The sequence below is a fragment of the Microbacterium sp. Bi128 genome, from assembly GCF_918698205.1.
In genome coordinates this window covers 1-6,395 of sequence record NZ_CAKKMM010000230.1, presented here as the reverse complement: position 1 = coordinate 6,395, position 6,395 = coordinate 1, and the positions used below count along the sequence as shown (strand labels likewise).

Genomic DNA, 6,395 nt, shown 5'->3' with positions numbered 1-6,395 from the left:
GCTATGGGCAGAGGCGTTCGCCGAGGCCGTGCCGTCGCTCGACGACGAGAGGATCAACAATGGCAACAGCTGAAACGCTACAGGTGACGTTCGATCGGAAGCTCGCCAGAGCCGCCTACGCAAATGGATTCGACGACGGTCAGGCCGCGGCCTACGGCCTCGCCGGCGGGGATCTCGGCGCGCGGATATACGCGCTCGGCCCGTCCATCGCCCGGCTGTCGGTGCAGTTCGAGGAAGATCAGCACTCGCCCGAGCGGCTCGCCCTGTGGGCCTCGCGTGCCGTCGAGCAGCTGCGCGCGATCGTAGCGGTGCTCGGACAGGGCGACCACCCCGACGCCGACGTGCTCGCCGCGGTCATCGCCGAGCGCGGCCGGCAGGATGCGAAGTGGGGCGAGCCGGTCGACCACCCGGACGGGACAGGCAGCAGCGTCGCGCAAGCCGCAGCCGTCGACGCGAAGACCAACACCGATCGGGCCGCGGCCGAGGGGCGCGTGACCTGGCGGCACATCTTGCACGAGGAAGTCGCCGAAGCGTTCGCCGAAACGGACCCTGCAAAGCTGCGCGCCGAACTCGTGCAGGTCGCGGCCTCGGCCGTCAAGTGGGTACGGATGCTCGACGCTCGCACGCTGCCGCCTGGCGGAGTCGAGCACGATACGTGGTCGTGGGGTTGCAAGGTGCCGAAAGAAGACCGGCAGAACGGCGACGGCCTCGACGCTCACGCTGTGTGCCCGGTCTGCGAACCGGCCGCGAAGGGCGCCGCATGACGGCTGCTGAGGTGATCGCGTTCGCGGGCTCGATCGGCATGCCGCTGCAGCCGTGGCAGGTGCAGGTCATCGAGGCGGTCTACGACGGCCGCATGCTGCTGCCGCAGGGCCACCGCCGCAGCGCCGGTATGCGTCAGCTGCAGGAACTTGCCGAGAGGCACGCCGGCCACCTGGCTCGCCTGCGGCTGCTCGACGAGTGGCGGATCGCATACGGGCGCGGCGGGCAGCCTGTGGTGGCGGCGTCGCCTGCGCCCCAGCTGAGCCTGCCGCCGGCCCTGCAGCTGCGGGTGCGGCTCAACACCTGCGCGGCGATCGCGTGAGGCGCCTCGACGACGGCACTGTCCTGCTCACTCTCGACGAGTCGGCCGCGCGCGTGGGGAAGGACACCCGCACCCTGCAGCGATGGATCGCCGGCGGTGACCTGCGCGCGTTCCTGACCGTGCGCGACGGACGCCGGCGTGTGAAGTGGTTCCGCGAGGCCGACGTGCTCGCCGTCGACAAGCGGATGGGGGAGCGCACAGGTGGACGCCCCGCAAAGCTGCAGCGAGCAGCGTAGGGCGCCGTAGTATCCGACCATGTCTCTACCGTCGGACGCGCTCGGCCGGCTGCAGCTAGCAGTCGGCCCGATGCGCGCCGTCGTTCGCCAGTGCCTGACGCACGCCGAAACATCTGCGGAGAGGCTGGGCGCCCGGTTGGAAAGAGCGTCGACGCGGTCGCCGCACGGGCAGGATCGCGCCGCTGCCCGTGCGGGTCGCTACCGGTCCGCTTATCGACAGCGTCAAACCTTGATCGAAGACACCACGAACGGTCTGCTTTCTCAGCTGCGCGGGCTCGACGTCCTGCTTAACAGCCAGGTGTTTATTCCGACGCCTGCGGTCTCGATCGTGCGCTCGATCGCCGAGATTTCGGCGTCTACAGCATGGTTACTCCGTAGCGACATCGGGGTCGAGGGCAGAGCGGCGCGCACGTATGCGGCACTATTCCGAGCTATCGAGAAGGCTCACCACTCGCTGGGCGAAGACAGCGAGGTCGACTTCCCCGAATTGCGCGAAAGGTTGGTCGCGGATTTGCGCGGCGAGGGAGCGATCGCCGTTAGGCGGGTGTGGAAGGGTGTCGAGCAGGCAGAAATTGGCTCTGTGAACGTCGGGCGAGCGCATGCCAAGGTCGAGTTCAACTACACGCAACGCATAGCGTCCGAGATCCCGAAGATGGGCACGCTCTACTCGGCCCTATCCGGCATCGCCCACGGCGAGCAGATGCATCTTTCCTCAGTTGCCGGTTCCCCGGACTCTCTAGCCCGCCTCATTGCGCGAGTTACACAATGGTCAGTGCAGGCGTGGTCTGCCGCCGTACACGATTGGGTTGGCGTGCAGCACGGTCGATTCGTCAACAGGCAGGATCTCTTGCATCTGCTCAACTCAACGCCCGAGGATCACCGAACTGGGGCCGGAGTTCCCGACCTCGACTGATCGAAGATTCTGTCTATGGGTATTGACTTGATACTGTCAACACCCGTAGACTAAACTCATGAAGCGCGGGGAACTCATCAAGCGAATCGGCAAGATTGCCAAGGCCACCGGTCAAAAGGCGATCTACACCGAGGGTGGCAGTCACACCCACGTGCAGATCGGAGACCTGCGCACGACGATTCCCCGTCACTCCGAGGTCAACGAACTGACGGCCCGTGGCATCCTCAAGTACCTGGAAGGGAAGTGAGCAGCATGCGAGTTACAGCCAAGGCTGAGCGCTCCGGTAGCTGGTGGGCAGTCGAAGTGCCCGAGATTCCTGGCCTATTCACGCAGGCCCGCCGGCTCGACCTTGTGCCCTCTATGGTCATCGAGGCGGCATCGCTGCTCGACGTCGAACTCGAACCTGAGGACGTCACCGTCAACCCTCAACTGCCTGAGTCTGATCTACTCACGGTGTTGCGCGCGACTGAGGCATCCGCCGACGCCCGACGCGTCGCATCCGTTGCCTACGACGCGAGTCGCGAGGCCGTGGCGCGCTTGCGTGGTGACGGGCTCTCGGTGCGTGACGTGGCAACGCTCATGGGTCTGAGCGCTCAGCGTGTCTCGGCAATCGAGAACGAACCGAAGGGCGCCCCCACTGAGCCCGCGGCGGGAACGGCGCGACTGGTCGGGGGGTTGCTCATGAGGTCGATGGTGTCGGGCGCGCGGTGGCCGAGGCGGTCGCGCGTGCACCGAGGGGCGGAGCGATAGAGAAGATCGGACCAAGAGGTGGGGCTGTCGAGGTGAGCCTGAAAGACGGTAGGCGGGTCACCCGCACACGCTGAGAAACCGTGTCATCCGTGTCATAGTTTCCTGCTAAGCTACGCTTGCGGGATCATTACGACCTGAACGAAAGCCCTGGCGATCGCCGGGGCTTTCGTCGTTTCTGGGATCGCCCGCCCATGCATCCCGGCTGTGCCCGGCCGGGGGCTCGCTCCGACCGTCGCCGCCCCCCACCCGATCGCCGCCGACAGTGTCGCCGAGCGCCGCGCATGATGCGGGCGCCGCACGCGTCGAGCATGGCCTACCGGGGCGTGCGGGCGGTTCGGAGCGCAGTTCTTCCGCCTCGCGCGCGCGATGCGGGATAAGCCCTCAACAGGTGAGGCGAGCAACCGCGGATGCTCCGACAATGCGCGGCACGAACCCGGCGTGACGACCGGGGGAGCGGGCGCCCGGATGGTGCCCGGCGCCCGCTCCACGCGACCTGTCCAATCCGAGCCCCTGGCGATCACCGCCGGGGGCTCTTCTGCGTTTCTAGAGAAGGGCACATCAATGGCAACGGTAAACATCGACGGACACGACGTCGCAATCGGCACTGCCCGTGCATTCGAGGGCCTCCGGGATGCATTCGGTCGAGCCTTCCCGGGCGTCACGCTGCAGGTCGACGACGGGCTGCGTGACATCGAAGTACAGCGGCGCCTGTATGCGGACTACACCTCGGGGCGCTCGCCGATCCGGGCCGCGTACCCGGATGAGAACGCCCCGCACATTCGCGGCGTCGCAATCGACCTCGTCGACTCCGCTGCCGACGCCGGCGTGAAGACGGCGGGCACGGAGCGGTCGAACTGGATTCGCGAGCACGCCCACGAACACGGCTTTACGGCTGCGGGGTTCGAGTTCGGCGAGCCGTGGCACGTCGAACTCGACGGCGATCCGTGGTCCGAGGCACGTCCGGGAGCGCTCGTGATCGACGGCGTGCTCGGGTACAACACCATCAAGCGGTGGCAGGAGGTCGTCGGTACCGATCCCGACGGCGAGATCTGGTCGCCGTCCGTCCTCGTCGCCGAGGTGCAGCGTCGACTGAACGACGCAGGCGCGCGTGACGCATCCGGATTCTCGCTCGACGTCGACGGGGTCGGCATCGAGTCGAACATCGGCCGCACCGTGGGGCCGTTCGCCACGATCGAGGCCCTGCAGGCGTATGTGGGCATCGAGCCCGACGGCGTCCTCGACGCGGACGGTTCCGACACCATCCGCCGCGTTCAGGGGCGACTGAACGCCGGCCAGTTCTGAGGGTGAGCGCCCGCATCCTCGTGGCGGTTGTCGTGGCGCTTGTCGCATCGACAACCGTCGCAGTGCTGCTCTGGGTGTGGATCGTGCTGCAGCTGCTCGCGCAGCTGCTCGCGCAGCTGCTCGCGGTGTTCGCGCAGGGCGCGCTGCTCACCTGAACTGGAAGGGGGGTGGGTTCATGCCCGCTCTGAACCCGCCCCCGTGGCTTGTGGAGATCCTGCAGTCGGTCAACCTCTGGGATGCCGTGCTGTTCGTCGCCGGTGTGATCGCCGCAGGCGTCGGCTCGTGGGCGTTCGCGCGGAAAGCCTGGCCGGCTCTGCGCGCGTTCGCTCGCGCCGTCCTCGCGCTCTCGCAGGTGATCGAGAGTCTGCGCGGCCTGCCTGCGTTCATCGCCCGCACCGACGCGACCCTCGCCGCGCAGGACGCCCGCATAGGCGAGATCCACCACGAACTGCACCCGAACTCGGGCACCTCGATGAATGACGCTCTGCGCCGCGTCGAGGAGGGGGTCGCCGGCCTGTATACGGCCGTCGACGACCTCGCCGCAGTCGATGACCGGCTGTGGCTCGAACTCGAAAACACTCACCCGACCGAAGGGGGAAACAACCGTGACTGACCTCATCCGCCGCGCCGCTGCGTGGCTCACCGACACCCGCCGACAGGCGCTGCAGGCCGCGATCGCTTCACTGCTGACGCTCGTCGTCGCCCTCGGGTTCGCAACCGGCGAGCAATCGGCCGCGCTGCTCGCGCTCGCTGCGGGCATCCTGCAGCTGCTGCAGGGCTCGCTCGGCCTCGTGTACCTGACGCGGAGCGATACCTACTCGTGGCTGAACACGAACGGCCGCGCCGCGCTCTACGCCGCAGCCGCTGCGCTCGGCCCTGTCGGCGTCGCGTTCAACCTCTGGGGTGACGAGGGCACCGCGGCAATGGTAGCGATCGCCGGCGTGATCGTCACGATGCTGTCGGCGTTCGTGCAGGTGGTCAACGTGCAGACGGTGCACACAACAGCCTCTGTGACGCCGCTCGACCTCGATCCCGTCACGCTCGCGCAGGTGCGTGCCGCTTACGCCCGCCGCGCCGGCCTCATCGACACCGGCAACGACGAGCGCGACCCGTCGACCTACCGCACCGAGCGCAAGCCCTTGGCTCCGGCCGAATGAGCGAGCAGTCGGAACGGCGCGCCTGCGAATACTGCAGCGCGCGCGATCAGGTCGCCCGCAACGGCCACGTCTGCATCATCGACGTGCTGCAGGTGGCCGTCGACGGTGGGCAGGTGGTCGTCGCCGGCACATCGGCCGTGCAGCACGTGTTCCGTGATCTCGAACAGTTGCTGCGCTCGCACGAACGCGCGGTGACCCGGATCAGCCGCCGCAACGGCTGCGAGTCCATCACGCTGCTGTCAGGCGGTCGGGTGAGGTTCGCGCGCTCGGCATCGGCCCTGGCGGGCATGTCGGCCGACGTCGTGTTCATGGCCGGCGATCGCGACGCGATGAGCGGTGACCTCGTCGACAGTGCCCGGTACGTGGTGAGCGGGTCGCATGTGCCGCAGCCGGTGCGGTGGCTCGCGTGGTGACCGGGGCGCCGCTGTCGAGCGTCGTCGGGTTCGCCGTCATTCCCGAGCCGGCCCGAATGCTGCCGCCCGTCGAGGCGCTCGTGACGCAGCAGGCCGACCCGCCGGAACGTGCGGTGTCGAGGAACGAACGCACGCGCGCGCATGGGCGCCTGCACTACTAACGCCGCGGCTGCGCTGTCAGTGTCGACCGGGCGCGGGGACGAGGTTCGTGATCATGCCTCACCACGCCGAGCAGCTGTCGCAGGCTGAGCGCGAGCGCCTGACCGCTATCGTCTGCCCGCCGGGGTCGGTGTGTTGGCTGTGCAGGGGGGAGCGGGGGCCGATCCGATACGGGTTGCGCCCTCGCCATCCCCTCGGCCCGTCCCTCGACCACGTGGTGCCCGCCTCGCTCGGCGGAACTTGGGATCTGTGGAACCTGCGTCCTGCCCACTACGGATGCAACAGTGCCCGGAAGGATCGCCCGCCCTCGCGCCCGCCCGGCGTGCGGTCCGGTCGATGGGCACGCCTCGGGCGTCGCTTATTTACAGCCCGAGGTCGCGT

The 6,395-nt window shown here is 68.1% G+C and carries 12 protein-coding genes; all 12 read left to right on the top strand.

The genetic code is table 11. The annotated features are described in order from the left end of the window. The first annotated feature begins 59 nt into the window (after positions 1-59). Complete coding sequence (locus tag LQV45_RS15540; RefSeq protein WP_230007811.1) at positions 60-764, top strand: hypothetical protein; 705 nt, start codon at positions 60-62, stop codon at positions 762-764. After that, positions 761-1,084: a hypothetical protein gene (locus LQV45_RS15535; protein ID WP_230007810.1), complete on the top strand. Its 324-nt coding sequence runs from the start codon at positions 761-763 to the stop codon at positions 1,082-1,084. The genes LQV45_RS15540 and LQV45_RS15535 overlap by 4 nt, the downstream gene beginning before the upstream one ends. Then, entirely contained in the window at positions 1,081-1,320 is a 240-nt protein-coding gene (locus LQV45_RS15530; RefSeq protein WP_230007809.1) for a hypothetical protein, read from the top strand. The genes LQV45_RS15535 and LQV45_RS15530 overlap by 4 nt, the downstream gene beginning before the upstream one ends. 229 nt (positions 1,321-1,549) lie before the next feature. Continuing rightward, positions 1,550-2,233: a hypothetical protein gene (locus LQV45_RS15525; RefSeq protein ID WP_230007808.1), complete on the top strand. Its 684-nt coding sequence runs from the start codon at positions 1,550-1,552 to the stop codon at positions 2,231-2,233. A gap of 58 nt (positions 2,234-2,291) precedes the next feature. Beyond that, entirely contained in the window at positions 2,292-2,480 is a 189-nt protein-coding gene (locus LQV45_RS15520; protein ID WP_230007807.1) for a hypothetical protein, read from the top strand. Between the two features lie 56 nt (positions 2,481-2,536). After that, positions 2,537-2,983 (top strand): hypothetical protein, encoded by a 447-nt coding sequence (locus LQV45_RS15515; RefSeq protein ID WP_230007806.1) that lies wholly within the window; start codon positions 2,537-2,539, stop codon positions 2,981-2,983. Positions 2,984-3,544: 561 nt separating this feature from the next. Beyond that, the gene (locus tag LQV45_RS15510) at positions 3,545-4,285 is read left to right on the top strand and encodes a M15 family metallopeptidase (RefSeq protein WP_230007805.1); all 741 of its coding nucleotides are present in this window, start codon (positions 3,545-3,547) and stop codon (positions 4,283-4,285) included. Positions 4,286-4,317: 32 nt separating this feature from the next. After that, on the top strand, positions 4,318-4,440 hold the full coding sequence (locus LQV45_RS35685) for a hypothetical protein (RefSeq protein WP_290370256.1): 123 nt from the start codon (positions 4,318-4,320) through the stop codon (positions 4,438-4,440). A 20-nt stretch (positions 4,441-4,460) separates the two neighbouring features. After that, a complete protein-coding gene (locus tag LQV45_RS15505; protein ID WP_230007804.1) occupies positions 4,461-4,898 on the top strand; it encodes a hypothetical protein in 438 nt (145 codons plus the stop codon). After that, positions 4,891-5,442 carry a hypothetical protein gene (locus LQV45_RS15500; protein WP_230007803.1) on the top strand — a complete coding sequence of 184 codons (552 nt, stop codon included), beginning with the start codon at positions 4,891-4,893 and terminating at the stop codon, positions 5,440-5,442. Before LQV45_RS15505 ends, LQV45_RS15500 begins: the two co-directional genes overlap by 8 nt. Beyond that, positions 5,439-5,855 carry a hypothetical protein gene (locus LQV45_RS15495; protein WP_230007802.1) on the top strand — a complete coding sequence of 139 codons (417 nt, stop codon included), beginning with the start codon at positions 5,439-5,441 and terminating at the stop codon, positions 5,853-5,855. Before LQV45_RS15500 ends, LQV45_RS15495 begins: the two co-directional genes overlap by 4 nt. After that, positions 5,849-6,016, top strand: a complete 168-nt coding sequence (locus LQV45_RS15490; RefSeq protein WP_230007801.1) for a hypothetical protein — start codon at positions 5,849-5,851, stop codon at positions 6,014-6,016. The genes LQV45_RS15495 and LQV45_RS15490 overlap by 7 nt, the downstream gene beginning before the upstream one ends. Positions 6,017-6,395 lie beyond the last annotated feature (379 nt).

Coding starts and splice junctions, on each gene's coding strand:
- LQV45_RS15540 (WP_230007811.1), top strand. CDS start 60: ATGGCAACAGCTGAAACGCTACAGGTGACGTTCGATCGGAAGCTCGCC.
- LQV45_RS15535 (WP_230007810.1), top strand. CDS start 761: ATGACGGCTGCTGAGGTGATCGCGTTCGCGGGCTCGATCGGCATGCCG.
- LQV45_RS15520 (WP_230007807.1), top strand. CDS start 2,292: ATGAAGCGCGGGGAACTCATCAAGCGAATCGGCAAGATTGCCAAGGCC.
- LQV45_RS15510 (WP_230007805.1), top strand. CDS start 3,545: ATGGCAACGGTAAACATCGACGGACACGACGTCGCAATCGGCACTGCC.
- LQV45_RS15505 (WP_230007804.1), top strand. CDS start 4,461: ATGCCCGCTCTGAACCCGCCCCCGTGGCTTGTGGAGATCCTGCAGTCG.
- LQV45_RS15495 (WP_230007802.1), top strand. CDS start 5,439: ATGAGCGAGCAGTCGGAACGGCGCGCCTGCGAATACTGCAGCGCGCGC.